The sequence below is a fragment of the Dietzia maris genome (genome assembly GCF_014144855.1).
Taxonomy (GTDB): domain Bacteria; phylum Actinomycetota; class Actinomycetes; order Mycobacteriales; family Mycobacteriaceae; genus Dietzia; species Dietzia kunjamensis.
This window is the reverse complement of record NZ_JAALDN010000322.1, coordinates 1-2816: the sequence shown is the minus strand read 5'-3', so window position 1 is coordinate 2816 and position 2816 is coordinate 1. Positions and strand designations below refer to the sequence as shown.

General features: G+C 72.1%; 3 protein-coding genes. 1 reads left to right on the top strand and 2 read right to left on the bottom strand.

The genetic code is table 11. The features are described 5' to 3' along the window. Positions 1–1443, bottom strand: a 1443-nt coding sequence (locus tag G6024_RS10970; RefSeq protein WP_159148701.1) for a glutamate synthase-related protein, incomplete at its 3' end; no start/stop codon positions are given. 104 nt (positions 1444–1547) lie between these two features. Here G6024_RS10970 and G6024_RS10965 point away from each other — a divergent pair. Further along, a complete protein-coding gene (locus G6024_RS10965) occupies positions 1548–2192 on the top strand; it encodes a maleylpyruvate isomerase family mycothiol-dependent enzyme (protein WP_067714949.1) in 645 nt (214 codons plus the stop codon). A 25-nt stretch (positions 2193–2217) separates the two neighbouring features. On the opposite strand, the gene G6024_RS10960 is transcribed toward G6024_RS10965, so the two are convergent. Next, positions 2218–2816: glycerate kinase (locus G6024_RS10960; RefSeq protein ID WP_159148700.1), on the bottom strand; the 599-nt coding region annotated here is incomplete at its 5' end.

Below are 2816 nucleotides of genomic sequence, written 5' to 3'. Positions count from 1 at the left end.
CTCGGCGAGCGTGTGCGAGTCCCGGGTGCCGCGGGCGAGTTCGACGTCGGTGGGGCCGATCAGGCCGGGGTGGGGGACGCCGACGGCGCCGGCGACCTTGACGAGTTCGCGACGCAGCGACCGGATGTAGTTGGAGCAGCGTTCGGCCATCGCGGTGGGCTCCACCCCGCGCACCAGCCACGGGTTCTGGGTGGCGACACCGGTGGGGCAGCCGCCGGTGTGGCACTTCTGCGCCTGGATGCACCCCACCGACAGCATGGCCTCCCGCGCGACGTTGATCATGTCCACGCCCAGTGCGAGCGCTACCACGGCGTTCTCCGGGATGCCGAGCTTGCCGGCGCCGATGAACACGACGTCGTCGGTGAGTCCCGCCTCGGCGAAGACCGAGTACACGCGCGGGAAGCCGAGGCGGAAGGGCAAGGACACCGCGTCGGTGAACACGAGCGGACCGGCGCCGGTGCCGCCCTCCCCGCCGTCGATCGTGATGAAGTCGACGCCGCGGTCGCGCGGGACCATCGCCGTGGCGAGTTCCTCCCAGAAGGTCATGTCGCCGATGGCCGACTTGATGCCGACGGGCAGGCCGGTGCGGTCGGCGATGTCCTCGACGAGGTCGAGCATCGAGTCGACGTCGCTGAACGCGGTATGCCGGGAGGGGCTCGCGCAGTCCTCACCCATCGGGATCCCGCGGATCGCAGCGATCTCCTCGCTGATCTTGGCGGCGGGGAGGAGCCCGCCCAGGCCGGGTTTGGCGCCCTGGGAGAGCTTGATCTCGATCGCCCGGATCGGGTGCTTCTCGGTGAGCGCGACCAGCTTGTCGATGTCGAACCGTCCCCGGTCGTCGCGGACCCCGAAGTAGGCGGTGCCGATCTGGAAGATGAGGTCCGCGCCGTTCTGGTGGTAGGGGCTCAGGCCGCCCTCACCCGTGTTGTGGAGGGCTCCCGAGAGGGCGGCACCCCGACCCAGAGCCTCGACCGCGGGCGCGGAGAGCGAGCCGTAGCTCATCGCCGAGATGTTGACCAAAGAGTCCGGCCGGAACGCGCGGGCCCGGCCGCGGGCGGCGCCGAGCACCTTGGCGGGCGGGAGCGGGAGCTGCTGTCCGGAATGGGGGAGCGCGGACAGGGTGACGTCACTGAAGGTGCGCTGTTTGATGATCGGGTAGCCCTCGAGGAACTCGATATCGTTGTCCGTACCGAACCCGAACGTGGTCCCCCGGGACTCGGCGGACTCGTAGATCCAGTCGCGCTGATCCCGGGTGAACGGCCGTTCCTCGTCGTTGCTGGCGACGATGTACTGCCGCAGCTCGGGTCCGATGGCGGTCAGCGCCATGCGGGCGTGTCCGAGGACGGGGAACGTCCGCAGGATCGGGAACCTGGTCTGCCGCAGGTCCGTGGCGGCGACCGCGGCCAGGGCGGCCAGGGGCGCGCCGAGGAGCCACTTGCGCATGTCGACCTCCAGTCGGGGGCGGGGACGGTTCCATCATGGACCACACCGCCGGGCGGGGCCGCGTGGTTCGATGAGACCACCCCAACCGCGACGGAGGAGTTCTCATGGGCCGCACCCGTGCCGACCGGGACCGACTGTGGGCGGCGATCCACGTGGAACGCGCGGCCCTGGCCGACGAGCTGGGGGCATTGCGCGACGCGGAGTGGCGCACCGGGTCGCTGTGCACCCGGTGGAGCGTGGAGAAGGTCCTCGCCCATCTGACGGCGGTCGCCCGGACGGGCCGGGTCCGGTGGGTCCGCAGCATCGTGGGTGCGGGGTTCGACACCGACAAGCACAACCGGCGGAGGATGCGGGAGCAGCTCCGCGACAGCCCCGGCGGGACGCTGGAGAACTTCGTCGACTCGTCGTCGCTCCGCGTGTCACCCTTCGGGGACCCCGCGGCGTGGCTCGGCGAGACGATCGTGCACGCGGAGGACATCCGCCGGCCCCTCGGCCTGACCCGCGCCTACCCCGTCGATCCCCTGACCGGGGTCGCGCGGTTCTATGCGTCGCAGGACTTCGCGGTGAACAGTGCGAGGCTCGTGAAGGGACTGCGCCTACGGGCGACCGACGGGCCGTTCGAGGCCGGCGCAGGTCCGGAGGTAGAGGGGCCGACGCTGGCGCTGGTGATGGCCATGGCGGGCCGGCCGGTGTTCCTCGACGAGCTGTCCGGCGGGGGAGTGGACGAACTGCGCCGGCGTATCGGCTGACCGCACCGCTGGTGACAACGCCGCCTCAGGGCAGGATGCGGGAGACGACCTCGGCGGCGACCTCCTCGAGCAGCGGGCCCGCGTTGGCGATGGAACGGGCCAGGTCGGGTTCCCGTTCGGTGAGTGCGGCCGCCGCCGCGAACCCGGCCTCGGCGACCCGGTCGGCCCCCAGATCCAGGCGGCCACACACCGCGACCACCGGGACGGCGTGGGACCGGCACAGGGCCGCCACTCCCATCGGGGTCTTGCCGTGCATGGTCTGGTCGTCGAGTCGGCCCTCGCCCGTGATCACCAGGTCGGCGGCGGACAGGACGTCCTCGAGACCGGTGAGGGTGCCGAGCACCTCGAACCCCGGGTCGAGGGAGGCGCCGAGCAGCTCACGGGCGATGAAGCCGACCCCGCCGGCCGCGCCGGAGCCGGGCGCATCCGGGTCGACGTCGAGTCCCTGCGCTCGCAGGACCCGCACCAGGCGGGTCAGGCCGGCCTCGAGCTCGTCGAGTTGGTCCGGGATCGCGCCCTTCTGCGGGCCGTAGACGCGGGCCGCGCCCAGCGGACCGAGCAGCGGGTTGTCCACGTCGCAGGCGACGAGGATGCGGGCGGCGCGGACGGCCGGGTCGAGGCCGT

Bases quoted from the DNA above. Each gene is read 5' to 3' on its own strand.
- G6024_RS10965 (WP_067714949.1), top strand. From the start codon at position 1,548: ATGGGCCGCACCCGTGCCGACCGGGACCGACTGTGGGCGGCGATCCAC.